Consider the following 22,744-nt stretch of genomic DNA (forward strand, 5'->3'; position numbering starts at 1 on the left):
CCATGACCGATGCCTCGCAACTGTATCTGATGACCCCTGCCGGCGCGCAGGCCCACGCCCTTGGTCCCATGCTGGCCGAGGTGATGGACCGTTTCGCGCCCTCCTGCCTGCGCATCCGCAGCGGCGGAGAGGAAGACGAGCTGGGCCGCCTTGCCGACATGGCGCGCGAGATCGCCCATGCCCGCGACGTGGCCGTGGTGATCGACGACCATGTCAAGCTGGCCCTGCGCCACGGGCTGGACGGGGTCCACCTGAACGACGGCGCGCGCAGCGTGCGCTATGCCCGCAAGGAACTGGGCGATGATGCCATCGTCGGCGCCTTCTGCGGCGCCTCGCGCCACGAGGGGATGACCGCCGCCGAAGCTGGGGCAGACTATGTGTCCTTCGGTCCGGTGGGCGATTCCGCGCTCTACAAGAACGAGGTCGTGGACCTGGAGCTGTTCCAGTGGTGGTCCGAAATGATCGAGGTTCCCGTCGTGGCCGAAGGCGCCATCACCCGCGACCTGATCGCCCAGCTGTCGCCCATCAGCGATTTCATCGCGCTTGGCCCGGAAATCTGGACCCAGGACGACCCCATCGCGGCGCTGTCGCAGATCTGGGCCTGAGCACCGCCCGACCGGAACCGGGCTGCTAGCTGCCGCGCAGACGGCTTTCGAACAGCAGCCCTTCCTCGTCCAGGATCGGATGCGCGACCGAGATGAAATGCGCGTTGATGCGCTTGAGGTCGCGCAGGATGTCCAGATGGACCGATGACGTCTCGCGCGTTTCCTGAACGCCTTCGCGCAGGCGGATCAGGTGGCGCTGCGAGGATTGGCGTTCCAGGTTCCTGATCTCGACCTTCAGCTCCATCAGGCGTCGCGCCAGCTCGCGGTCGCGTGTCATGAAGACGGTCTGCGCCAGTCGCAGCACCTCGAAGGTCTGCAGGAACATGGTGTCCAGTTCCTTGTAGCCCTCGTCGGAAAAGCGCAGCTGCAGGCCGATCTTCTTGCGGACCTGCACGGCCAGCCCGCGGTCGATGATGTCGCCCACATGTTCCAGGTTGATGACGTAATCCAGGATGTTGATCGTGTGCCGGCGTTCGGCCTCGGTCGCGCCCCGCCCCAGACGCGACAGATAGGTCTTGACCTGCTGCTGTCGCAGATCGACGCGCTGTTCCAGCGTCACCACCTCGGCCAGGGGGGCGTCATCGCTTTTGCGAAAGGCGACGCGGGTCTGATCCAGCATCCGTTCGATGACGTCGCCGATGTCCAGCGCCTGGCGGCTGGCCCCGGCCAAGGCCATCTGCGGGGTTTCCAGGGCGGCCTCCTCCAGCCATTGGGGGGCGTTGTCGCCCTGCGGTTCCTGGTCGGGCAGCAGGCGGCGCAGGGACCGCGTCAGGGGACGTGCCAGGGGCCAGACCAGCGCCGCCAGCAGCAGGTTGAACCCCAGATGCGCCATGACCGCCAGCCCGGCATAGGGCATATCCAGCAGCACCTGCCCCGCCAGACCCGCGAATGGCAAGGCCAGCAACGCCCCGCCCGCCCGGACCACCAGGTTGCCCACCGTCAGCCGACGCGTGGCGGCCTTGGACTGCAGCGTGGCCAGCACGGGCGGAATGGCCCCGCCGATATTGGCCCCCAGCACCATCACCACCGCCAGCCCGGGCGGCAAGTCCAGCGACAGGACCAGCAGAACGGCGGCCAGCGATGACGAACAGATCAGCGCCAATCCAGTCGCGAACAGCAGGGCGACGGGCCAGGCCTGGTCCAGCAGGACGATGAAACCGGCCATCGCGGGGGAAGCGCGCAAAGGCTGCGTGGCCGCGCCCAAAAGCGACAGCGACACCAGCATCAATGCGATCCCGATCAGCGCCCTGCCCGTCCCCGCCCATGTGGCATCGTCGCGCCGCGACATCACATAGCCCACAAGCAGCAGGAAAGGGCTGATCGCCTCGATCCCCGCCGACACGATCAGGGCCGTCAGCGCCGTCCCGACATTCGCACCCAAAAGGACGATCTGGGCCATGCGTCCGCGGATCATACCGCGATCGACAAAGGACGCGGTCAGCAAGGCGGTCGCGGTCGAACTTTGCAGCCCAAGCGTCGCCACCAGCCCCGACAGGAAGGCCCGGCCCCCGGTTCGCGTTCCCAGCCCGATCGCCGTCTTGAGACGCAGGCCGAATGCCTTGGTGGCGCCATCGCGCACCAGGCCCAGGCCGAACAGCAACAGCGCAACCGCGCCGCCGATCTGGATGAATGCCAGCAAAGAAGCCACTGCGGAACCTTCCCGCCCCGCCGACATCCTGCGTCATCCGGAGCATTTCGGAAAAGCTTGCCAATTTGCCCGCGCAGGTCAAGCCAAACCACGCCTTCCGCACATGGGACGCAGCAATCGCTGTGACTTGTGGGCACCCGGCCTGTGAAGGCAGGCGACCCGATTTCCCCGTTCCACCTTAAGAGAGAAGGAAGCGGGGTTCCATCGTCAGGCGCGCACGTAGGCAAACGGGGACGTTTCCCCGATGCTGACAAGGCCCAAGCGCAGGGGAGTGCTTAAAAGGCCGCAGGATCGTTCGGAATGGTGCCCCATAGGCGCTTTGTCACGGGCCCAGGCTCACCTCAGGACAGACGGCAAAGGGTTTGGTCAACAGCTCGGCGCTTTTGGTATGGGGCCGGGCCTGGCCATCGCGGCTCTAGCTGCCCCTCTTCTCCTGAAGTCCATGCTTGCGATGCTTCACAAAGCCATAGATCAGAAGCGCCACCGTTGCGATCCCGAAGCCGCAGGCGATCGGACGCTCCAGAAAAATCATCGGATCACCGCGCGAGATCAACAAGGCGCGCCGCAGGTTCGTCTCGATCAGCGGGCCCAGCACGAAGCCGAGGAGCAGCAGTGCCGGACTGAAGGCGGCCTGGGTCAGCGCATAGCCGATGACGCCGATCCCGGCCACCATGACGATGTCGAAGGTCGAACCGCGCACCGAGTAGACCCCGAGGCAGACGAAGATGATGATCGCGGGGTAAAGCCAGCGGAACGGGATGCGCAGCATCGCCACCCAGATCCCGATCAACGGCAGGTTCAGGACCAGCAGGAACAGGTTGCCGATCCCGAAGCTGATGACCAGCCCCCAGAACATGTCCGGGTGGGCCTCCAGCATCATCGGGCCGGGCTGGATGCCGTGGATCACCAGCGCGCCCAGCATCAGCGCCATGATCGGATCGCCCGGGATGCCCAGGGTCAGCGTCGGGACGAAGGCGGTGATCGAGGCCGAATTGTTGGCGGCCTCGGGGCCCGCGACTCCCTCGATGGCGCCTTTTCCAAAGCGTTCGGGCTGGCGGGCGACGCGCCGTTCCAGCGCATAGCTGAGGAAGGAGGAGATGGTCGATCCGGTGCCCGGCAACGCGCCAAAGAAGCCGCCAAGCGCGGTACCGCGGGCGATGGGCGCCACCAGCCGGCGCAGATCGTCCCGCGTGGGCACCAGTTCCCGCAGGCTGACGCGGGCGGGCGGGCCGTCATGTTCGGCCTTGCGGATGTTGCCGATGATCTCGGCCAGGCCGAAAAGGCCCATCGCCAAGGCGACCAGGTTGATGCCGTCCAAAAGCTGGACCTGTCCGAAGGTGAAGCGTTGGGCGCCCGAATTCACGTCCGTACCCACGCATCCCAGGATCACGCCCAGCACCACCATCGCCAGGCTCTTGGACAGGCGCCCCTCGCCGATTGTCGATGCCGCGACCAGACCCAGCACCATCATCGCCGCGTAATCGGCCGCCCCGAAGCTGGTCGCCAGCTGGCTGAGCCCGCCCGCCAACAGCACCAGGATCACGATCCCCAGCATCGATCCCGCGAAGGACGAGATCATAGCCGTGAAAAGCGCAACCCCCGCCCGGCCCTGCTGGGCCATCGGATAGCCGTCCAGCGTGGTCACCGCCGATTGCGGCGTGCCCGGCAGACGCAGCAGGATCGAGGCGACCGCCCCGCCATATTGTGCGCCGTAATAGACCGCAGCCAACATGACCAGCGCAGCCTCGGAGGAGATATAGTAGGTGATCGGCAGCAGCAGCGTGATTGCCGCCATCGCGCCGATGCCCGGCAGAACGCCGACCAGCGTGCCCAGAACCGCACCCAGAAGGCTGTAGATCAACACCCCCGGCTGCAACGCAACCGCCAGCCCGTGGGCCAGGCCCTCCATCGTCGTCATCGCCATGCCCCCGGCCAGACAGGCAGCGACATGTTTAGCCCCTGCACGAAGACCAGCCAGACCAGCGCCGTGACCGCGATTGTCAGCCCCAGCCGCCAGCCAAGGCCCCGCCGCGGGGCGACGGCACTGGCGATCAGCACCGTCAGCGCCGTCGTCAGAAGGACGCCCAAGCCGTCCAGCGCCAAGCCGAAGACCAGCAGCGCCGTGACGACGGCGATGGTCTCGGGCCAGGCGAAGGGGCGGCGTTGGCCGGGCCGGCCCATCGCCGGGATGGCGATCAAGGCGCCCAGCCCCGCAAGCAGCAGCCCAAGCGTCACCGGAAAGAAGCCCGGCCCCATTCGCCGCAGACTGCCCATGTCATAACTGACCCAGGCATAGCCCGCGACAGCCAGCCCGGTCAGGGCCAGGATCACGCCCCAGCCAAGGTCATAGAGGTCGCGGCGCATCGGAATTCAGCCCTATTGCGTTGCCTGCACCGTGTCGATCACGCCGCCCCAGAGCGCGGTGTCATCCGTGATCCGCTGCGCCAGATCCTCGGGCGTGCCGGGCTGTGCCTGCCAACCCATCGCCAGCAACCGCTCGCGCACCTTGTCATCGGCCAGGATGGTGTTCAGCTCGGTGTTAAGACGCTCGATCACGGCCGGATCGGTCGCAGCCGGGGCAATGAACGCGTTCCACAGCTCGGCCCGGAAATCATCGGGTAGGCCTGCGATTCCCGCGATCACCGGCACATCCGGCACCTGCGCAAAGGGTTCCGCCGATGTGACGCCCAGCATCTTCATCTTGCCAGCCTCGACCTGCGGCAACGCTGCCGAGGGGGCCATGAACCCGCTGTCGATCTCTCCGCCAAGGATCGAGGTCGTGACTTCGGCATAGCTCTGGAAGGGAATGTGGAACAGCTGGACGCCAGCGGCGTCGGCGAACAGTTCCGCCGTCAGATGTGCGCCCGATCCCTCGCCGACCGAACCATAGCTGATCGCCTCGGGCTCGGCGGCCGCGTCGATGAAGCCGGCCAGATCGTCGGCCGGAAAATCGGCGCCCACGGCCAGGACCAGCGGGCTGGTCGCGATCAGGCCGACCGGGGCGATGTCGGTTGCCGGATCATAGCCCAGATCGGGGATAAGCCGTTGCGCCGTCGTCAACGGGCCATTGATGTTGATGCTGAAACTGTCGCCACCGCGTGCCAGCATCTGCTGGACCGCGATCACGCCGCCGGCGCCGGGGCGGTTCTCGACGACGACCGGCTTGCCCAGCGCCTCGGCCAACGGCTCGGCCACAAGACGCGCAATGGTGTCGGGGGAAGAACCCGCGGGGAAGCCGACAAAGATATGCACCGGGCCCGCAGGCCAATCCTGCGCCATCGCGGCCGAGGATAGGGCGCATCCGGCAAGCAAGGCGGCGGCGACCGCTGCGCGGCGTGTCTGGCGATGGTTCATATGAGGCTCCCCCGAAGAATGATGCTCTGTTTGTTGCCTGTGCCGGCAGGGGCGTCAATGGGGGCGGCAGCGGACAGATGGGTGTGGTGCCTTGATGCGCGTCGCACCGATCCTCAATCCGGCCCGACCGACTGCCGCGCGCGATGCATGCGGAACCTTCGCTTTGGTCCCGCTCACATGGCCTGCTCCGCGGACCAGGCAAGGCGGTTTCCCCAAGGCGCAGGACGCCGCGAGGTCGCCCGGAATGGGTTTCCGCCTTGCGACAGGACGGATGCTTTGCTCAGCGCCCAGTGTTGCGCCTAAAGTCAAAAAATGACCCTGAGGCCAATGACGAGCCCATCCCATGTCAGATCTGAAACTCGAAGCCGTACGGAATGCGGATGCCCGACGCCTGGCAGACCTGAGGGTCGAGGCCATGCGGCCAAGCCTGGAGGCCGCCGGAAGGTTCGATCCCGCCCGCGCCAGACGCCGGTTTCTGGATGCGTTCACCGCCAAGGACACAAGGATGATCCGGTGCGGTCGCGACCTGGCCGGGTTTATCGTCGTTCGAAGGTGGCCCGATCATCTCTATCTGGATCACCTCTATATCATTCTGTCGTTTCAAAGACGCGGGATCGGCGGCCACGTGATCAACGCGCTGAAGCACGAGGCGCAGGCTCGGATGGTTCCCATTCGCCTCACGGCGCTGAGGGGCAGTCCCGCCAATGATTTCTACACATCATGCGGGTTCCAGCTGCTGTCGTACGATAGCCAGGACAACCTCTATCAGTGGAACCCAATGGTCAGCAGCCCGGCGCGTTAGTGGTCAATCTGCGATGGCCCGCCCTTGACCGCCGTCCCTATCGCTTGGCGACCATTCGCATGGGTTAACCCCATGGGGTTACCCGGGCGCGATCATCTAGCGTTCTTGGATGTATTGATCGATTTCCCAAGATCCTGCGGACCGCTAGGGTCAATGCCGACATCAGCCTCTTCCCCGCCCCACAATTCTTGAACATGCGGGCTCAGGCGCCATCGGCGCGGCTTTGACCTTCACTCTATCTGCCCCAGTCAGACGCCGGAACAGGCAATGGCGGCCGTGTGAAACGGCCGCCAAAGAATGCTGGTACGCGTCAGGGTCAGAACAGCAGCGGTGGAATGATCCCTTCGGGCAGGCGCAACGTCATGGCCCAGGTGATGCCGCTGATGAACCCGACCGCCCCCGCGGTCATCAGCACCGCCTGCACCGGTCGGGCTTTGCCGGCGACGATCAGGAATACCGGGAAGAACAGCGCCATCGCCGGAACGAAGCCGATCAGCCAGACCAGCCCGACCAGGGCCGCAAAGACCGCCAGATACATCTCGCGTCCCGACCAGGTCCCCGACACGGCGCCGCTGGCATCGTCGTCATGGATCTCTGCGACGCGGCCGCGGCGGATGTTGAAGGCAACGCAGAGCGCACCGATCAGCGCCAGAACCCCGATGGTCATCGGGAAGACCATCCCGAGGAAGCTAAGGCTGAAGCTCTCGGCCAAGCAGAAGGCCGCGACCGCGACCAGCAGCCCCGCGAAGGCCATCTGCCGCCCGCGCGTCTGCTGGTCGGCCACGTCGCTGGCCCCCTCGCTCGAGACTTCGGCGCCGTAGCGCAGGCCCAGAAAGACAGACACGACGGTGATCAGCGCGATGATGATGACGCCCGGGCGCAGCAGCCAGTCCGAACCATAGAACTGCACGGCCTGGTACAGATAGCCCTCGGCCCCCGGTGCCAGCACGAACCCGATCAGCAGCGCGGGCCGCGGCCAGCCGAACCGGCGCATGTAGATGCCGACGGCGCCCATGATGATCAGCGCCACCAGATCCGCCATCGACCGCGAGGCTTGAAAGGCCGCGAACATGGCGATCATCACCATGAAGGGCGCCAGATAGACGAAGGGCACCTGCGTCAGACGCGCCACTTGTCGGGCCATCAGCACGCAAAGGCCCGCACCGACCACGTTGGCCAGGGCCAGCGACCAGATGATCGTGTAGGTCAGGTCCAGCCGCGTCTCGACCATGGTCACGCCGGGCTGGATGCCCAACAGGACCATGCCGCCCAGAAACACCGCCATCGACCCCGAACCGGGCACGCCGAACAGCAAAGTGGGCACCAGCGCCCCGCCTTGGCAGGCGTTGTTGGCGCTTTCGGGAGCGATGACGCCGCGCACGTCACCCTTGCCGAACTGGCTTCGATCCTTGCTGGTCTGGACAACATGGCTGTAGGCGATCCAGTCGACCACCGCCCCGCCCAGGCCCGGCAGCGCGCCGATGACGCAGCCGAGGCTGGCGCAGCGGGCGACCAGCCAGGGATGGCCCAGCACATCGCGCACGCCCTTCATCCAGCCGCCGCCCAGGGGCGTGCTGTCGGAAATGGCCGTGCCGCGCTTCAGCAGGTCGATGATTTCGGGAATGGCAAACAGTCCCATGGCTACGACGACCAGGGGCACCCCGTCATAAAGATAGTCGATGCCCAGGGTCATGCGCGCCTCGCCGGTGGCCGGCGCGGTGCCGATCGTGCCGATGACCAGCCCCAAGCCCGCGGCGGCGATCCCCTTCGTCAGGCTGCGCCCCGACAGGACGGCCACCATGGACAGGCCGAACAGCGTCAGCATGAACAGCTCGGCCGAGGAAAAGGACAGGACCAGCGGCCGCGCCATGACGATGGCGACCGACAGGACCAAGGCCCCGATCAGACCGCCGATCAGCGAACTGGTGAAGGCGGCCGACAGGGCGCGGGCCGCCTCTCCGCGCTTGGCCATGGGGAACCCGTCCAATACGGTGGCCTGGCTGGCGCTGGACCCGGGGATCCCCATCATGACGGATGTGAAGGTGTCGCCGGTGGGAATGACGGCAACCATGCCGATCAGCATCCCCAGGGCGGCGGTCGGCTCCATCCCGTAAAGGAACGGCAGCAGGATCGACATCCCGGCAATGCCGCCCAGTCCGGGCAGGATGCCCACGATCAGGCCCACCAGGACGCCTACGACCAGGAAGGTCAGGTGTCCGGCAGACATGACCTGGCCCAGTGCCGAAAGGGCAATATCGAACATCGTGGTTTTCTCCCCCCACTTGCATTGCGGCGGGGCCAGGCGGCCCCGCCGGTCGGTCAGAACCGGACGCCGTAATCCTCGGACAGCCAGGTCGTCAGGAATTCGCGGATGGCCGGATCGACGGTCAGCGCGGCCTGCAGCGCGGCATCGGCCTCGTCGCCGACCAGCTGGTCATAAACGCCGATCTCCTCTCCGGCGCGTTCGCGGAAATCCGGGGCCTCGACGATCTGGCGGGCAGCGTCGGCATAGGTGGCGATGACCTCGGCCGGGGCGTCCTTGGGCAGGACCACCATCTTCTGCAACGAATAGCCGGCGATCATCAGCGCCTTCCAGGCCTCGAAGGCTTCACCCTCGGGGGCCGCGCCCATCGCGTCGGTATAGAACTCGACGAAGGTCGGCAGGTCCGGGAAGGACGGATCGCGGGTCACGTTGCCTTCGGCATCGACCACGCCCATCGAGAACAGCGGCACGGCCTTGCCGCTGTCGACCAGCGGCGCGACGCTGTTGAGATAGGCGGAGCTGGTCTGGAAATCGATCCCGGCCTCGCCGCGTTCGAAGGCCAGACGGCCCGCGCCGCGGCTTTCCATGCCAAAGACCGGGCGAATGTTCAGCCCCATCATCTTCAGCGCCAGCAGCACCGGCATCTCCAGCGCGGTCGCGCCCTGGCTGGCAAAGCGGATCTCTTCGGCCTTGAGCGTCTCCAGACCTTCGGGGCCGGTGACGCCGTATTTCGGATCGGCATAGACGACGCCGCCGGTGGGCGATGCCAGGACCGCCGTCCAGTCGGCATAGTCATAGCGCACCCGCGGATCGCCCAGGATCGCGGGATATTGGGTCGAGGCCGAGGTGCCCAGGATCGACAGCCCGTCATCGGTGGCGCGGCTGGCGAACTGGTTCGCGCCGGTGATCGACCCGCCGCCGGGCACGTTCAGCACCACGACATTCGGCTGCCCCGGCAGCGCTTGGGACAGCTGCGGCGCAAAGAAGCGTGCCCAGACATCGGTGCCGCCGCCAACGCCGAAGGGAATGGTCCATTCGACGGTTTCGCCGGCAAAATCCTGCGCCAGCAGGGTCTGGGGCAGGGAAAATGCGGCCACGGCGCTCAGCAACGCGGCCCGCAGGGGGTGGGTCAGGTGTCTCATATGGGTCTCCTCCTTGAATGATGTGATGTCGGGGCGCTCAGGCGACCTGATCGCGTACGTGGACAAAGCCGTCGAACAGCCGCCTGGCGGTCCGGATCACCATGGCGCGTTTGACGATGCCGGTGACAGGGTCCTGCTCGATCTCGACCGGTGTCTGCCCCGATGGGTGTTCGATGACCAGCCGCCGCCGACCGTCGGCATCAGGCTGCGGCAGCCGCGCCAGGCGATGGGCCACGGTCCCGGGGGTGCAGCAGGCCGAGGCGATGCAGACTGCGCCGGTGATCGCCACCGCCGTATGGCAGGAATGGGGCATGAAATAGCGTGCGGTGATCGTGCCGTCGCCCGCAGGCGGTGCAAGCAGGATCGGCTTGGGGATGACCATCTGCGACACGTCCCCCAAGCCCATGCGCCGCCCCGCCTCTTGGCGCAACCGCTCCAGACCCTGCAGGAAGGTGCCGTCGGCGTCCAGTTCCGCCGGCGTTTCGCGGCCCGTCTTGCCAAGGCAACGGGCGTCCAGCAGCATCGCCGCGACGGCCATGTCAAACAGCGTGACCTCGACGCCGTCGATCACATCGGCGGCCGACCCCGTCGGCAGCAGCCTGCCCGTCTTGGACCCCGCCGCATCCAGGAACGCCATGCGCACCGGGGCCGCCGTGCCGGGCACGCCCGCGATGGCGGTGTCGCCCTCGTAATCGACCGCGCCGCCGGGGGTCTGCACGATCGCCTCGATCCGCTTGCCGGTGTTGACGTTGAAGATCGTTAGCCGCGTTTCGGGATCGCTGGCCGGGATCAGCCCCTGTTCGATGGCAAAGGGACCGACCGCCGCCAGCATGTTGCCGCAATTGGGCGCGGTATCGACCAGCGCGCGGTCGACATTCACCTGTGCGAACAGGTAATCGACATCCGCATCGTCACGGGCGCTGCGGCCCACGATGGCCACCTTGCTGGTCAGGGGATTGCCGCCGCCGATCCCGTCGATCTGCAAAGGATGCCCCGATCCCATCGCCGAGATCAGCATTGCATCCCGCGCCGCAACATCGTCCGGCAGATCGCTGGACAGGAAAAACGGCCCGCGCGAGGTGCCGCCGCGCATCAGGACGCAAGGAATTTTTTGCATGATCTTGGCCTTCTCGGACTGTCAGGGGCAAGTGCCCACGTCTTGGGCACAGGCTTGCCAGAGATGCCGGAATGTGTGAAATGCAATGATCGGAATGATTATTGCGTCATAAACATGAATATCGATCTGGAAGACCTGCGCGCCTTTGTGGCCACCGCCGAGATGCAAAGCTTTCGCGCCGCCGCCGACAGCATTCATCTGTCGCAGCCCGCCCTGACCCGCCGCATCCAGAAGCTGGAGACGACCTTGGGCGTGCCCCTGCTGGAACGGACCACCCGCCGCGTTTCGCTGACGGCGGTGGGCCGTGATTTCCTGCCCCGGGCGCGGCGCCTGCTGGACGATCTGGAAACCTCGCTGATGTCCGTGCGCGAGATCGCGGAACGCCGCTCGGGGCTGGTCAGCATCGCCTGCATCCCCACGGCGGCCTATTACTTTCTGCCCGATGTCATCAGCGCGTTTTCCGCCGAATTTCCCGCGATCCGGTTTCGCATCCTGGATGCCGGCGCCAACGAAGTTCTGCAAAGCGTCCTGAACCGAGAAGTCGATTTCGGTATCACCCTGCTGGGCGCGGACGATCCCGAAGTGGCCTTCGACCCGCTGATCGAAGAGCCGTTCCTTCTGGCCTGCCGACGTGACCACGTGCTGGCCGGGCGGCCCTCGGTCAGCTGGGAGGAGCTGGCCGATCATCGCTTCGTCACCGTGGGTCGGTCCAGCGGCAACCGCCTGATCATGGACCTGGCGCTGGCCAAGGCGAATGTCAGGCCCCGCCCGTTCTTCGAGGTGCAGCACCTGTCAACCTCGCTTGGCCTGGTCGAGGCCGGACTGGGGGTTGCCGCCCTGCCGCGCATGGCACTGCCCGCCGGTCCGCATCACACGATCGCCACCGTTCCCCTGACCGCGCCCGATGTCACGCGAACCGTCGGCGTGGTCAGGGTCCCCGGTTCGCGCCGTTCGCCCGCAGCCGAGCAATTCTACGAAATGCTGCTCAACCGGTGGCGGTCTGGCGGGGGAAGCTAACGCGAAAATCCCGCAAGCGGGGCGTAGCTGCCGAGACCAACCGCCGCCGGCTGGACAAACTGTTTCAGCGATGCTTCAGCAGGCCCAAGACAGCTTGGTTCGTCGCGTCTCGGCACGAAACGACCGCTGACCCGCTGGCCGACCACGATCAAGGACATGTTCTTTGGGGTAATCATTGCAATGCGCGTAACGACCCGCTCTCTGCACGGCTAAGCAGTCTCAGCAATCGATCTACAAGCCATCCGGGACGCGGCGGCCCTTGTCCATCGGCAGGCCGGCATCCAGGATCAACTCCTCGGCCATAGAGTCCGCATTGGGTCCGGCGTCCATCAGATGCTGCCAGATATCCCGGACCGCCGGGGCGACGCGGCTCTCATTCAGGGCACGGGCCGTGTGAAGCCAGACCGCGAGGCCATCGCTGCTGTCATAGTCGCGTTTCTTGCGCATAGCGGTGATGCTGGCCTGTGCGGTCGACGCGAATTTGGCAACGGCCTCGGATTTCCACTCCGACATCGCGTAGAGGTCGCGCCCCTCGGCCAGGTGGAAGGCGGCCCAGAAACGGGCGGCGGCGGCACGGCTTTCGACCTGATGCGGTTTCGCGTCGGCCAGCTTGTCGGCAACAGCCTGCGCCTCATCGACAAGGGCCGCCGTGGCCTTTTCTTTCTGCCATGTGCTGAACATCACGGTCCTTTCCGGATCTGCAGTGTGAAGCGCGGGGCGGCCTATAGGGATAGATCCTCGACGATTTCGCCGCGGACGCCTTTCAGCGGCCCATCCTCGTTGTGTCGAACAAGATAGTCATAGGCGGCATCATGGGTCTCGAAGACCATCGGAGCGTCTATCGCGCTGAACGCACGAGCCTCGCGCGTCAGCTTCATGTGCGGTGCCTCACCCATGGCAATGACAAATCCTGGCATGTGTTCTCTCCTCGGTCCAGAACCGGCGATATGGGGCATCGCCGTCATGGCATCCTATCTTTCTGCAACGCGGACCAAGGCCGAAAGGACCCATCATGTATGAACGTCACCTTCGCCGTGCCGTCCGCCTTTATCATCTTGGTGGCCCCGAGGTGCTGCTGCTGGAACATGAAGAGCCGCCCCCCAACCGATAAGGTTCAGCTGCGGGTCGACGCGATCGCCTTGAAGCGCGCGGATGCGATGTTCCGACGGGCAAGCTATCTGGAAAAGCCGACCTTTCCGGCCCGTTCCGATTTCGAAGCGTTGGTGGCGCGCTTCAGGCCGCAGCCTCCAGCTCGGTCAGCCTGACAGCCTGACAGCCATCCAGATCGCGCGCGGTCGGTGTGCGCCCCATCGCCACCATCCTGAATGACGGCTTGCGTGCGGCGATACGGCCCCCTGACCGATCGTCATCCATGGCGCGCTCTGCCCGCAGCCTACGCCCTTCCCGCTGAAGGTCGCGCTGCGCCACGGTCTGGCCCTCCGCGGCTATGTCTATACGGACGTGACCGGCAACCCCGACGTCCTGACCCACGCCGCAAGGTTCGCCACGAGGCCATTGCCGCAGGCCATCTGATGCCCCGCATCGACCGGGTGTTTCCGCTGGACCGGATCGTCGATGCCCATCGCCATCTGGAAAGCGACACCGCCTTCGGGAAGATCGTTCTGCGACCTTGATCTGCCCCTGCCGGCTTGCGCGTCCAGCAGATCGACAACGGGTCACGACCGTCGCAGCAGGGCGCGATAGGCGTCGGGTGTGGTGGACATCTGCTCTTTGAAGACCCTTGTGAAATGGCTCTGGCTTGAAAATCCGCAGGCTTGGGCGATCTCGACCAAGGGCGATTGCCCGGCCAACATCGTCTTTGCCCGGGCCATCCTTTGGCTGGTGACCCATCCGTGCAGGGGCAGCCCGCGGGTTGCCTTGAACATGCGGTGCAGGTGAAACGGGGACAGATCGGTCAGGCAGGCGATGTCGGCCAGACGGATCGGCTGATCAAGATGCGCGTCGATAAAACCGTCGATGCGGTGCAGAAGACGTGGGGGCAGTCCACCCTTCAGGGCGATCTGGCGCGTTCCCAAACGTCCGACCATGTCCGCGACGGCCCCGTCGGCCATCAGCAGGTCCTGCCGCAAGGTGGCGTTGGCCAACCGCACAAGCGGGAGGGCAAGGTCCGGGACTTCGGCAAAGGTCAGCTCGGGCAGGTCCATCCGGCGCGCGTCGCAGTCGTGGATCAGCGCGAAAGCGGCGCGCAGCTGGTCGTCCGGAATATAGAAATGCACGAACCGGAAGGGCGTCGTGATCTCCCATTCCGAGTTCTGGCCTTCGGGCATGATGCAGACGGTGCCGGGACGTCCGGTCCGGGAACCGGCATCCAGCCGCCTCGTGCCCGTGCCGCCGTCAAGATAGCAGCTGAAGACGTGACCGTGAGGGGCGGCATAGCTGATCCGGTCGTTTCTGTTTTCCCAGATCGCGACGCCGCTTGCCACGCCCATCGGCATGGCAGCCGTATTACGCGCGGCAGAAGAGCGTTCAAGAAAATCGCGAATGGTCGCCATGAGATCTTCTAGCGCCTGTCGCGAAGCCCCGCCATCCAGTCGATCCATTTCGCCGCAAGATACTGCAACGGCGGGCCGGGGCAACCTGCTAAGCGGGCCATGAAGGAGCCTTCGGCATGAGCACACCATTTCTGTTTACCGCGACCGTCCTGATCTGGGGCACGACGTGGATCGCCATTGCCGCGCAGGTCGGCGAGGTCGCGATCACCGTCTCGATCTTCTACCGCTTCGCGCTTGCGGGGGCGGTCATGCTGACTGGGCTTGTCGTCTTGGGGCGGCTGCGCTGGCCGGCCCGCTGGCGATTTGTAGTGATGCAGGCGCTGTGCCTGTTCTGCCTGAACTTCATCGGCCTCTACATGGCGACGTCGCTGATCCCCTCGGGGCTGGTCTCGGTCATCTTTTCGCTGGCGTCGATCTTTAACGCCATCAACGCGCGCTTGTTCTTCGGCGACCCGATCAGCGGGCGGACGGTGCTGGCAGGAACCTTGGGCGTCGCAGGGCTGGTCCTGCTGTTCTGGCAAGACCTCGCCGTGACGGTCGATCTGGCCGCGCTGCGCGGCATCGGCTGGGCGGTGCTGGGAACCATGTTCTTCTCGCTTGGCAACATGGCGTCACGGCGCAACAGCATGCTGGGCATCACGCCCGTCACGGCCAATGCATGGGGCATGGCGATCGGCGCGCTGTGCCTGCTGCTGATCGTCACGCTGACGGGGCAACCTCTGGACCTGCCGGAACGGGGCAGCTATTGGATTGCGCTGGCCTATCTTGCCGTGATCGGTTCGGTCATCGGTTTCACGACATACCTGATGCTGGTGGCCCGCATCGGATCGGCCAAGGCAGGCTATGCGACCGTCCTGTTCCCGATCATCGCGCTCAGTGCCTCGACCCTGCTGGAAGGGTATCAATGGACGCCGCCTGCGGTCATCGGCGTGGCCCTTGCCTGTCTGGGTAACATCGTGATGTTCAGCCGGATCGGGCCCCGCTCTGCTCCGCGGGTAGATCAGCCTCTCTCTCGTCATCGCTCGCCAGAGAGCAGCTGACTGGTCCCGCGCGGCCGGCCTGAAAGGCTTTGCTGAAGCCGGCGCCAAGGCCCCCGCATCATCCGACATGCATCGGTCGACCGCCATGCGCGATCGGTCCCACTAGATGTCCACATAATTCCGCCACGGATGCGCTTCCTTGAAGCCAAGCACGTCGCGGATCTTGCGGTTGGACAGCGGGGCCTCGTCCTTGCCCATTGCCCGCGTGATCGGCGTATCGGGCGCATATTTCGCCAGAAACTCCGCCGTCGGCATGGTGGCGGTGATGGTGTCGTTCACCGCGTTGAAGACCTGATAGCCAAGCCCGTCCTTCTGCAGGCAGAGATGCACGATCTCGCCCAGATCGCGTGCGTCGATATAGCTCCAGGCGTTGCGCTTTCGGCTCATCGGGTTGGCCAGATATGCGGGAAAATCTGCATATTCATGCGGCTCGATGACATTGCCGATCCGCAAGCCATAGACATCGGCGCCATAGCGCATCGCAAAGGCACGGCCGGTCTTTTCGTTGACCACCTTCGACAGTCCGTAACTGTCCATCGGATCACTGTCGTAGTCTTCCTCCAGCGGGAAAGCATGATAATCCTTGTCGCCTTCCGCGAAGCAGACACCATAGGTGGTTTCCGAACTGGCAAAGATCACCTTGCGCACGCCCAGCTTCATCGCCGCTTCCAGCACGTTATAGGTGCCGACGGTGTTCTGCGCGAAGGTGGTGTTGTCTGGGTGGATCATCACCCGCGGCACAGCGGCGAAATGGACGATGGCGTCGGGGGCCTTGGGCGGGGCGCCTTCGTCGAAGCCATCAAAGCCGAAATGCGTGGTGAAGGCGTTGAAGACCTGGCCACTGTCGGTGATGTCCGTGATCAGGGTGTTCACCCCGGGCAGGTCAAGCGGCTTCAGATCGACGTTCAGGATCTTGTAGCCTTTCTCCAGCAGATGCGGCACGGCATGGCGGCCGGCCTTCCCCGTTCCACCCGTAAAGATGATGCGTTTGGTCATGTGTCTCTCCGTCTCCATGCGCCCCGCGATGATAGGGAGGTTTCACGCGCTTGGGCCAGCCTTGACCGCATTTGTGCCACATCAGTGGCAACAGACAGCCATGCAGCGCGGCGCCACCACCCCGGCAATAGCTGCGGGAGGATACTTTAGACAGGCCGCAGGGCACCCGTTTCGACGGCGTTCAGAAAATTCTCGATCTCGCGGGTGCGACGTTCGAAAAGGGCGATTTCGGCATTCAGGCCCAACTGCCAGGCGATGTCGGTCCGCGTCGGCGCGGCATCCAGATCCTGCATTCGCGCGGCCATGGCCCGGACGTCACGCTGATCGCGGGCCAAGCCCTGCTGGATGATGTCATCCGCCTGGTGGGCCGTCGAGGCGGCAATCTCGCCCAAGGACAGCTCGGGGTGATACTGGACGCCCCAGAAGATGCCCCTTCCGTGGCGGATCTCGGCAGCCTCGATCGGCGTATCGGGGTTCGCGGCCAAGCTGGTTCCGCCGGAAGGAAGGCGGGTCACCACGCTGGAATGCATGGCCGGTGCGGTCCATGTCGCGGGCCTGCCTTCCAGCATCCGATGCTGCGCTCCCGCCTCGGTGCGGGTGATGTCGCGAGCAAAGGCGACCTCGGCGCCGGGTCGGCGTGGTCCGGTTGCGCCCCCCGCCGCCACGGCCGCAATCTGCAGGCCCGCGCAGGATCCGAATGCGGGCACGCCGGCCTGGAATACCCGTGCCATGAAATGGGCTGCAGTGCGGGCCTCGGCGCTGTCCTTGTGCATTTGAATGGGCGAGCCGGCGAAGACGATGCCCCTGTAACGTGCGATATCCGGAAAGGCGTCATCGTCAAGGCAGGAGGCCGTTTCCAGTTCGATCCCGGGGCGCAGCCGACGCAGGGCCGCGGCATAGCTTTCATGCGACGCCTGCCCGGCATAGCTGCGGCGCTCGCTCTGTTGGGCTGGCGTCTCGCTGGAGACGACAAGAATGATCGAAGACAATGGTGGGCCTTTCCTGACGGGCACGTCGTGACACAACATCGTGCAGGTCGTTGCGTTCACCGGTGCGGCGATCGGCCACGCAATGCCCGGTATCGGTGCAACACCCTGCTGATGGAGGCAAAGCATCCCCGCCCTACCAATGCACAGGCCCGCACGGGAACCGATGACTGACCGTGGATCAGCCGAACCCCGCCCCGCCTTGGTATTCGGATCGCAGCCGCATGTCCTTTCAAATCCGATGGCCGGAATAAGCAGTCGCTGCCAGATGGTCGGATTGTTTGCGCTGACGACCAGCGGTGGCGGTTGATCAAATGGGTCGTCGCGCCTGCCTTGGGCCATGGCTCTGGGCGATATCCCCGCAGGGCAAGGTACAATGACGTCAGACCTGCAAAGTTCGGATGACGGCGCGTGGGCGACCGCCGTCTTCCCAAAGAAAGGCCAGCGTGATCGGCAGGTGGAAGCGGCGCGGGCCGGCGGCGCCGGGGTTCAACCATAAGGTCGTCTTCGTCGCATCGATGCCAGGTTTGTGCGAGTGGCCCGAGATCACGACATTCCACCCCTTGATATCCGGATCGACCCTCAGGGCCTTGCGGTTATGGATCATGTGAATGCGCAGGCCTCCGCTTGTCAGGCTGACCGTTTCGGGCAGGGCCTCGGCCCAGGGCCCGCGGTCGATATTGCCGCGGATCGCCGTCACCGGGGCGATGCGTGCCAGAACGTCAAGGTGTTCGGGGTCGCCGATATCACCCGCATGCAGAATGCGATCGACGCCTACCAGCGCCTCCAGCGCCTCGGGGCGCAGCAGCCCGTGGGTGTCGGAGATGACGCCGATGCGCTCTCCAGATGATGGCTGGCGGAATGACGGCAAACTGCGACTCCTGTTGATCTCCATGCGCTGGCGGTTCCTTAACCATGAAGGCGGCGCCACGGTTCGTTCCGGCGAAGACAATCGTCAAGGTGATTTCTCGACCGTTTCAGGCCATGTCGCTACACAGTGCAGCCATGGGCGGATCGATGTGATGTCGATAACCCCGGGCAAGCTTTCGGCTGTCTTGTCGAAAAGGGTGGTACTCTTCAGCTTTTCGAAGCACCGCTGCACAGGGTTGCGGAGCCGGTAGAGTTTGCCGTTGCCCGCCACGCACCACGTTGCGCGCTTCCGTGGTTTTTCGAACTCTCCCGCCAACCGCCATCCGCCAACCGCCATCCGCCATCAGGACACTGGCCTCGGGCGGCGCGTCATACACGACCAGATCAAAGCCCACACAATCCGATGTTTGACCTCGATGGGAACCCGGTACCATGGTCAGGGAGGTGGATGCTGGTCGTTATGGGGGAGGTAATCCAACTGAGGATCACCAAGGAGTGGGCCATCCAGCAGGGTGTTTGAACCGGCAGCGACTGGCACAATATCGTGCCAGCCGCACAGGTTCCGTTCTTGTCGCTGACGCAGCTGAGCGAACTGCCGATATCGATTTTTGGTGGCCATTTGCGCCGCAACTTTCCTCGCGCGACTTACCGCCTACACGTCAGGACGCTCGGTTGTCGAATGATTGGACACAAATCCAACCCCCAACGCGACCGACCATCAGATGCGTATCCAGTGCTTGTCAAACAGGCCATGAGGAATGGTCAGCAAGAACGATGAAGCCCAATCAGGCACCAAGGCGGTGGCTTCAACACCTTGAGGGCGCAGAGAGGTGTAAACCCGTTTCATGCTCACGCGGATCCCCACGACTGTCATACTTAGTCCAGCAAAAGCGGATCAGTAAAACTGATAGATTTAGGGAATTTTATGGTGCCCGGAGACGGATTTGAACCGCCGACACGCGGATTTTCAATCCGCTGCTCTACCAACTGAGCTATCCGGGCCCTTTGTGACGCAGCATGCCGCGTCGGGTGAGGCGTATTTACGAGGGGGCGCGGGGACTGTCCAGACCCAAAACCATCTTTTTTCAGTCGGGCCCGTTTTCGTCCGACGATACATCGTCCAAGGGCGTGCCGGGGATCACATAGGACCCCCGCAGCCACTTGGCCAGATCCACATCCGCGCAGCGTTTCGAACAGAACGGGCGGTATTGCGGGACGCTTTCCTTGGAACAGATCGGGCAGGCCGCCATCATGCCTCTCCGCTGGCCGTGGCAAGGCGCGCCAAGGGCACGCGGTCGCGCTTGCGGTTCAGTTCGTAAAGCCCCATCGCGGTCCAGCCGACCAGCGTGGTTTCGGCCCCGGCATTGCGGAAGGCCGCGCCCAGAACCTGGTCCAGCGTCGCGCGGTCGCGTTTGGGCATGGGGGCGAAATCGACGACGATCTGCCCGCCCAGGCCCCGCAACGCCAGCTGGCGTGGCAATTCGCGGGCCAGCGCGATATTGACCTTCAGCCCCGCCGCGCCAGAACTGTCATTGCCGGTGTTCACATCGACCGCGACAAGGGCGCGGGTCTGTTCGATGAAAGCGTCGCCCTGACCCTGAAGGTCGATCCGCGCCGACAGCAGCGCATCGACGGCATCCAGAACGCCGCAGCGTTCGAAACTATCCTCGCCTTCCTCGATCGCGTCGGGGGCGGGTTCGGCCCAGTCCATCCAGGCCTGTTCCCAAGGGGTCGGCGCGTCCAGCAGCAGTTCGGGCTTGCCGGTGGTTTCGGCGCAGATGCCATCGACTAGGTCCAGCAGCTCGGCCACCTCCTCGGCGATCTCCTGGTCGTCGGCAGTTTCGGCGGCACTGCGCAGGATCAGGCCGTGGCTGCGGTCGCCCAAAGCCTGTTGCCCCAGGGCCTGCAATTCGTCGCGGCGATCCTCGATCCGGATCTGGCGCGAGACGTTCACCCCCGGCTTGCCCGGCGTCACCAGCACATGACGACCGCGGAAGATCAGGCGGGTGGTTATGGGAACAGCCTTGCCACCCTCGGCGACGCCTGCGACCTGGACCAGCAGCGGCTTGCCCTCGGCCACGCCCTTGCGGTCGCGCAGATAGCCGGTCTGGCCGTCGGGCAGCTGCACGAAGATGCCGCCCTGCCCCTTCATCAACCTGTCCGCCTGCGCCCGGCAGATGGCACCGGGTGCGAAGGGCGCGACGGCATCGGTGGCCACCAGCAGATCGACCAGCTGGCCATCCTCCATCAGGGCGGCGGCCTCCTGGCCGAACAGGTGACCCAGGACGACTTGGCGGCCTTTCATGAACGTGCTCCTTCGGGGCGGGGATGGATGCCGATTGCGGCCAGCATGGCGGCAGTTTCGGACAGGGGCAGGCCCACGACGGCCGAAAACGACCCCTGGATCCACGGAATGAAGGCCGCAGCCGCCCCCTGGATCGCATAGGCGCCCGCCTTGCCCTGCCAATCGCCCATATCAAGGTAATCTTCCAGTGCCTGCGCATCCAGCGACCGCATCCGCACCTTGGTTTCCACCAGGCGTTCCGCGATCCGGTCGCCATGGCGCAGCGCCATCGAGGTCAGCACGACATGGCGCCGCCCAGACATCAGGCGCATGAATTCCCCGGCCTCGGCCCGGTCGACGGGTTTGCCCAAAATGCGACGCCCGACCAGCACGGTCGTGTCGCCGGTCAGGCAGGCTTCGTCGGCATCGAGGGTGATGGCCTGTGCCTTTTCCACCGCCATGCGGCGGACATAGGCACGCGCCGCTTCCCCCGGACGCGGTGTTTCATCGATGTCGGCGGGGCGAAGCGCGTGCGGCGTGATGCCGATCTGCGCCAACAGTTCCAGTCGGCGCGGGCTTGCCGATCCCAGCACAAGCCGGGGTGGGCGCAGTTCGGCCATGAGGCGGCCTCCGTTGGTGGCATCAGCCGTCGCGTAGGACGGCTTACTTGAAGCGGTAATTGATCCGCCCCTTGGTCAGGTCATAGGTGTTCATCTCAACCTGAACCTTGTCGCCGGCCAGAACGCGGATGCGGTTCTTGCGCATCTTGCCTGCCATATGTGCGATGATTTCATGGCCGTTTTCAAGCTCGACCCGGAATGTCGCATTAGGCAGGAGTTCTTTCACGACGCCGGGGAATTCGAGCATTTCTTCCTTGGCCATGGTCACTCCATACTTGGCATCCCGCAGGATTCGGGACCGCTGTTAGATGCGTCCGGAACGCGCAGAATTCAAGGCTAAAGCGTCATATCACCGGGTTTGGCGGTGGATCGTTGCGTTTTCGACCGTCCCTTGCGTCCCCACAAGGGCGGTTCCGGGCCGGAAAGGGTCGGGCCGGGCCAGATCCTCGGGCGGATCAGGCATGGCGACGGATTGTGCGACCGGTGTCTTTTCCGCAGCGGGGGCCGCATCGCGGGCGCGCAGGCGGATGGCATGGCACCCCTCGGCCTCGCCGAACTTTCCGGCCGCCAGCACCTGGCCATCGGCGGTTTCCAACCGGGCATCGGTCAGACAGGCGCGCGGCAGTTGCAGCACCCGTCCCGGTGCCAGCGCGCGCAACTCCGCCAGCGACACCTGGCGTCGGCACAGGACGCCCACCACCTCGACCGAGGCTTGCTGCATCGGCGCACCCAGGCTGGGCCTGGCGACCGCAGGAACCGGTGCCGCGACCGGCGCGGGAGCCGCGATCGGTTGCGGCTTGGGGGCGATCTCCTTCTTGGCCTGCGGCAGGACCAGCAGCATCTGGCCCTCGCGCGTATCCGACCCGCCCATGCGCAGATCGAAGGTCAGGCTGCGCAGGGGCTTGTCCTCTAGCATTAACGAAAGAGGGCGCGGATCGTCCAGCGCAGTCAGGAAACGGTACCCGGCAATGCCCTGAAACCCGTCCATGCCCTGGGTTTCCGCCGCCAGTTCGGTCAGCAGCATGTTGATGAAATCGGCGCAGAGCGTCGCGTCGCTGCGGGTCGGGCGACGGCGTTCCAAGATGCGTGCGGTGACCCGCCCAAGGGCCTGGATCTCGATCAGGCTGGCAACCGTCTGCGGGCACAAGGATATGGCGCCCAGGTTTTCCCCCGGCCCCTGCAGCATCACCACCAAAGGCAGTTCGGGCAGCACTTCAGCCAGTTCGGCCAGCGTCATCACGCCCTGCTCGACCTTGACCGACGGGATCGCCAGCCCATAAAGTCGTTCGGCCGTGCGCCCAATGGCGGTGGCCGCCGCCTTGGCCGGGGTCTGGGGCGGGGCGGGCGGCAGGATGGGCGCACGAAGGGGTTCGGCCTGGCTGCGGCTGCGCAGCATCCGTCGCAGCACCCCGCCCGCCTGCTCACCCCTGTCATCGCTGCCTGCATCTGCATTGGTCATGTCATGTCCGAATCACGCTGTCCCCTGG

At 65.1% G+C, this 22,744-nt stretch carries 25 protein-coding genes and 1 tRNA gene; 6 read left to right on the forward strand and 20 right to left on the reverse strand.

The genetic code is table 11. The annotated features are described in order from the left end of the window. Positions 1-2: 2 nt before the first annotated feature. Entirely contained in the window at positions 3-605 is a 603-nt protein-coding gene (locus tag DKT70_RS01420) for a thiamine phosphate synthase (RefSeq protein ID WP_111557481.1), read from the forward strand. Between the two features lie 25 nt (positions 606-630). On the opposite strand, the gene DKT70_RS01425 is transcribed toward DKT70_RS01420, so the two are convergent. From DKT70_RS01425 to DKT70_RS01440, 4 genes are all read right to left on the reverse strand, one after another. Next, a complete protein-coding gene (locus DKT70_RS01425; protein WP_233490368.1) occupies positions 631-2,253 on the reverse strand; it encodes a Na/Pi cotransporter family protein in 1,623 nt (540 codons plus the stop codon). A 415-nt stretch (positions 2,254-2,668) separates the two neighbouring features. Next, complete coding sequence (locus DKT70_RS01430) at positions 2,669-4,177, reverse strand: tripartite tricarboxylate transporter permease (protein WP_233490369.1); 1,509 nt, start codon at positions 4,175-4,177, stop codon at positions 2,669-2,671. Further along, positions 4,168-4,617, reverse strand: coding sequence for a tripartite tricarboxylate transporter TctB family protein (locus DKT70_RS01435; RefSeq protein ID WP_111557483.1), 450 nt, complete (start codon positions 4,615-4,617; stop codon positions 4,168-4,170). The genes DKT70_RS01430 and DKT70_RS01435 overlap by 10 nt, the downstream gene beginning before the upstream one ends. A gap of 12 nt (positions 4,618-4,629) precedes the next feature. Then, on the reverse strand, positions 4,630-5,607 hold the full coding sequence (locus DKT70_RS01440) for a Bug family tripartite tricarboxylate transporter substrate binding protein (protein ID WP_111557484.1): 978 nt from the start codon (positions 5,605-5,607) through the stop codon (positions 4,630-4,632). A 343-nt stretch (positions 5,608-5,950) separates the two neighbouring features. Between DKT70_RS01440 and DKT70_RS01445 the strand changes: the two genes are divergently transcribed. Then, entirely contained in the window at positions 5,951-6,409 is a 459-nt protein-coding gene (locus DKT70_RS01445) for a GNAT family N-acetyltransferase (RefSeq protein WP_233490370.1), read from the forward strand. 316 nt (positions 6,410-6,725) lie between these two features. Here DKT70_RS01445 and DKT70_RS01450 read toward each other — a convergent pair whose 3' ends face one another. Genes DKT70_RS01450 through DKT70_RS01460 form a run of 3 tightly spaced genes read right to left on the reverse strand, consistent with a single transcriptional unit; the run spans position 6,726 to position 10,931 of the window. Further along, the gene (locus DKT70_RS01450; RefSeq protein ID WP_111557485.1) at positions 6,726-8,672 is read right to left on the reverse strand and encodes a tripartite tricarboxylate transporter permease; all 1,947 of its coding nucleotides are present in this window, start codon (positions 8,670-8,672) and stop codon (positions 6,726-6,728) included. A gap of 56 nt (positions 8,673-8,728) precedes the next feature. After that, positions 8,729-9,814 carry a Bug family tripartite tricarboxylate transporter substrate binding protein gene (locus DKT70_RS01455; protein WP_111557486.1) on the reverse strand — a complete coding sequence of 362 codons (1,086 nt, stop codon included), beginning with the start codon at positions 9,812-9,814 and terminating at the stop codon, positions 8,729-8,731. 37 nt (positions 9,815-9,851) lie between these two features. After that, positions 9,852-10,931, reverse strand: a complete 1,080-nt coding sequence (locus tag DKT70_RS01460; RefSeq protein WP_111557487.1) for a 4-oxalomesaconate tautomerase — start codon at positions 10,929-10,931, stop codon at positions 9,852-9,854. Between the two features lie 114 nt (positions 10,932-11,045). Here DKT70_RS01460 and DKT70_RS01465 point away from each other — a divergent pair, with 114 nt between their 5' ends. After that, positions 11,046-11,948, forward strand: coding sequence for a LysR family transcriptional regulator (locus tag DKT70_RS01465; RefSeq protein ID WP_199559505.1), 903 nt, complete (start codon positions 11,046-11,048; stop codon positions 11,946-11,948). A 231-nt stretch (positions 11,949-12,179) separates the two neighbouring features. Here the strand turns inward: DKT70_RS01465 and DKT70_RS01470 are convergent, their stop codons facing one another. Beyond that, on the reverse strand, positions 12,180-12,629 hold the full coding sequence (locus DKT70_RS01470) for a hypothetical protein (RefSeq protein ID WP_111557488.1): 450 nt from the start codon (positions 12,627-12,629) through the stop codon (positions 12,180-12,182). Positions 12,630-12,670: 41 nt separating this feature from the next. Further along, positions 12,671-12,865: a hypothetical protein gene (locus DKT70_RS01475; protein ID WP_146612583.1), complete on the reverse strand. Its 195-nt coding sequence runs from the start codon at positions 12,863-12,865 to the stop codon at positions 12,671-12,673. A 99-nt stretch (positions 12,866-12,964) separates the two neighbouring features. Between DKT70_RS01475 and DKT70_RS17735 the strand changes: the two genes are divergently transcribed. Beyond that, the gene (locus tag DKT70_RS17735; protein WP_146612584.1) at positions 12,965-13,213 is read left to right on the forward strand and encodes a hypothetical protein; all 249 of its coding nucleotides are present in this window, start codon (positions 12,965-12,967) and stop codon (positions 13,211-13,213) included. A gap of 60 nt (positions 13,214-13,273) precedes the next feature. Beyond that, positions 13,274-13,582 (forward strand): zinc-binding dehydrogenase, encoded by a 309-nt coding sequence (locus DKT70_RS18610; protein WP_111557490.1) that lies wholly within the window; start codon positions 13,274-13,276, stop codon positions 13,580-13,582. A gap of 42 nt (positions 13,583-13,624) precedes the next feature. On the opposite strand, the gene DKT70_RS01485 is transcribed toward DKT70_RS18610, so the two are convergent. Next, the gene (locus tag DKT70_RS01485) at positions 13,625-14,404 is read right to left on the reverse strand and encodes a helix-turn-helix domain-containing protein (protein WP_233490371.1); all 780 of its coding nucleotides are present in this window, start codon (positions 14,402-14,404) and stop codon (positions 13,625-13,627) included. A gap of 173 nt (positions 14,405-14,577) precedes the next feature. On the opposite strand from DKT70_RS01485, the gene DKT70_RS01490 reads away from it, so the two are divergent. Continuing rightward, positions 14,578-15,501, forward strand: a complete 924-nt coding sequence (locus DKT70_RS01490) for a DMT family transporter (protein WP_111557492.1) — start codon at positions 14,578-14,580, stop codon at positions 15,499-15,501. A 102-nt stretch (positions 15,502-15,603) separates the two neighbouring features. Here the strand turns inward: DKT70_RS01490 and DKT70_RS01495 are convergent, their stop codons facing one another. The 10 genes from DKT70_RS01495 to DKT70_RS01535 form a co-directional block, all read right to left on the reverse strand. After that, on the reverse strand, positions 15,604-16,497 hold the full coding sequence (locus DKT70_RS01495) for an NAD-dependent epimerase/dehydratase family protein (protein ID WP_111557493.1): 894 nt from the start codon (positions 16,495-16,497) through the stop codon (positions 15,604-15,606). Between the two features lie 146 nt (positions 16,498-16,643). Then, on the reverse strand, positions 16,644-17,486 hold the full coding sequence (locus DKT70_RS01500) for a type 1 glutamine amidotransferase (protein ID WP_158529928.1): 843 nt from the start codon (positions 17,484-17,486) through the stop codon (positions 16,644-16,646). A 379-nt stretch (positions 17,487-17,865) separates the two neighbouring features. Continuing rightward, a complete protein-coding gene (locus DKT70_RS01505; protein WP_111557495.1) occupies positions 17,866-18,378 on the reverse strand; it encodes a metallophosphoesterase family protein in 513 nt (170 codons plus the stop codon). Between the two features lie 693 nt (positions 18,379-19,071). Then, on the reverse strand, positions 19,072-19,206 hold the full coding sequence (locus DKT70_RS18615) for a hypothetical protein (protein WP_267895637.1): 135 nt from the start codon (positions 19,204-19,206) through the stop codon (positions 19,072-19,074). Between the two features lie 73 nt (positions 19,207-19,279). Continuing rightward, positions 19,280-19,355, reverse strand: a tRNA-Phe gene (locus tag DKT70_RS01510). Between the two features lie 83 nt (positions 19,356-19,438). Continuing rightward, positions 19,439-19,606: a DNA gyrase inhibitor YacG gene (locus DKT70_RS01515; RefSeq protein WP_233490372.1), complete on the reverse strand. Its 168-nt coding sequence runs from the start codon at positions 19,604-19,606 to the stop codon at positions 19,439-19,441. After that, entirely contained in the window at positions 19,603-20,658 is a 1,056-nt protein-coding gene (locus DKT70_RS01520; RefSeq protein WP_111557497.1) for a ribonuclease E/G, read from the reverse strand. The genes DKT70_RS01515 and DKT70_RS01520 overlap by 4 nt, the downstream gene beginning before the upstream one ends. Beyond that, positions 20,655-21,257: a Maf family protein gene (locus tag DKT70_RS01525; protein ID WP_111557498.1), complete on the reverse strand. Its 603-nt coding sequence runs from the start codon at positions 21,255-21,257 to the stop codon at positions 20,655-20,657. The genes DKT70_RS01520 and DKT70_RS01525 overlap by 4 nt, the downstream gene beginning before the upstream one ends. A 43-nt stretch (positions 21,258-21,300) precedes the next feature. After that, positions 21,301-21,519 carry a translation initiation factor IF-1 gene (infA, locus tag DKT70_RS01530; RefSeq protein ID WP_010397442.1) on the reverse strand — a complete coding sequence of 73 codons (219 nt, stop codon included), beginning with the start codon at positions 21,517-21,519 and terminating at the stop codon, positions 21,301-21,303. A gap of 87 nt (positions 21,520-21,606) precedes the next feature. Further along, complete coding sequence (locus DKT70_RS01535) at positions 21,607-22,716, reverse strand: FliM/FliN family flagellar motor C-terminal domain-containing protein (protein WP_111557499.1); 1,110 nt, start codon at positions 22,714-22,716, stop codon at positions 21,607-21,609. Positions 22,717-22,744: the final 28 nt, after the last annotated feature.

It is taken from the genome of Paracoccus sediminilitoris, from assembly GCF_003259195.1.
Taxonomy (GTDB): Bacteria; Pseudomonadota; Alphaproteobacteria; order Rhodobacterales; family Rhodobacteraceae; genus Paracoccus; species Paracoccus sediminilitoris.

What these genes read in the sequence shown, in the direction of transcription:
- DKT70_RS01420 (WP_111557481.1), top strand. Translation starts at nt 3, where the DNA reads ATGACCGATGCCTCGCAACTGTATCTGATGACCCCTGCCGGCGCGCAG.
- DKT70_RS01430 (WP_233490369.1), bottom strand. Translation starts at nt 4,177, where the DNA reads ATGGCGATGACGACGATGGAGGGCCTGGCCCACGGGCTGGCGGTTGCG.
- DKT70_RS01435 (WP_111557483.1), bottom strand. Translation starts at nt 4,617, where the DNA reads ATGCGCCGCGACCTCTATGACCTTGGCTGGGGCGTGATCCTGGCCCTG.
- DKT70_RS01440 (WP_111557484.1), bottom strand. Translation starts at nt 5,607, where the DNA reads ATGAACCATCGCCAGACACGCCGCGCAGCGGTCGCCGCCGCCTTGCTT.
- DKT70_RS01445 (WP_233490370.1), top strand. Translation starts at nt 5,951, where the DNA reads ATGTCAGATCTGAAACTCGAAGCCGTACGGAATGCGGATGCCCGACGC.
- DKT70_RS01450 (WP_111557485.1), bottom strand. Translation starts at nt 8,672, where the DNA reads ATGTTCGATATTGCCCTTTCGGCACTGGGCCAGGTCATGTCTGCCGGA.
- DKT70_RS01455 (WP_111557486.1), bottom strand. Translation starts at nt 9,814, where the DNA reads ATGAGACACCTGACCCACCCCCTGCGGGCCGCGTTGCTGAGCGCCGTG.
- DKT70_RS01460 (WP_111557487.1), bottom strand. Translation starts at nt 10,931, where the DNA reads ATGCAAAAAATTCCTTGCGTCCTGATGCGCGGCGGCACCTCGCGCGGG.
- DKT70_RS01465 (WP_199559505.1), top strand. Translation starts at nt 11,046, where the DNA reads ATGAATATCGATCTGGAAGACCTGCGCGCCTTTGTGGCCACCGCCGAG.
- DKT70_RS01470 (WP_111557488.1), bottom strand. Translation starts at nt 12,629, where the DNA reads ATGTTCAGCACATGGCAGAAAGAAAAGGCCACGGCGGCCCTTGTCGAT.
- DKT70_RS01475 (WP_146612583.1), bottom strand. Translation starts at nt 12,865, where the DNA reads ATGCCAGGATTTGTCATTGCCATGGGTGAGGCACCGCACATGAAGCTG.
- DKT70_RS17735 (WP_146612584.1), top strand. Translation starts at nt 12,965, where the DNA reads ATGAACGTCACCTTCGCCGTGCCGTCCGCCTTTATCATCTTGGTGGCC.
- DKT70_RS18610 (WP_111557490.1), top strand. Translation starts at nt 13,274, where the DNA reads ATGACGGCTTGCGTGCGGCGATACGGCCCCCTGACCGATCGTCATCCA.
- DKT70_RS01485 (WP_233490371.1), bottom strand. Translation starts at nt 14,404, where the DNA reads ATGCCGATGGGCGTGGCAAGCGGCGTCGCGATCTGGGAAAACAGAAAC.
- DKT70_RS01490 (WP_111557492.1), top strand. Translation starts at nt 14,578, where the DNA reads ATGAGCACACCATTTCTGTTTACCGCGACCGTCCTGATCTGGGGCACG.
- DKT70_RS01495 (WP_111557493.1), bottom strand. Translation starts at nt 16,497, where the DNA reads ATGACCAAACGCATCATCTTTACGGGTGGAACGGGGAAGGCCGGCCGC.
- DKT70_RS01505 (WP_111557495.1), bottom strand. Translation starts at nt 18,378, where the DNA reads ATGGAGATCAACAGGAGTCGCAGTTTGCCGTCATTCCGCCAGCCATCA.
- DKT70_RS01515 (WP_233490372.1), bottom strand. Translation starts at nt 19,606, where the DNA reads ATGATGGCGGCCTGCCCGATCTGTTCCAAGGAAAGCGTCCCGCAATAC.
- DKT70_RS01520 (WP_111557497.1), bottom strand. Translation starts at nt 20,658, where the DNA reads ATGAAAGGCCGCCAAGTCGTCCTGGGTCACCTGTTCGGCCAGGAGGCC.
- DKT70_RS01525 (WP_111557498.1), bottom strand. Translation starts at nt 21,257, where the DNA reads ATGGCCGAACTGCGCCCACCCCGGCTTGTGCTGGGATCGGCAAGCCCG.
- infA (WP_010397442.1), bottom strand. Translation starts at nt 21,519, where the DNA reads ATGGCCAAGGAAGAAATGCTCGAATTCCCCGGCGTCGTGAAAGAACTC.
- DKT70_RS01535 (WP_111557499.1), bottom strand. Translation starts at nt 22,716, where the DNA reads ATGACCAATGCAGATGCAGGCAGCGATGACAGGGGTGAGCAGGCGGGC.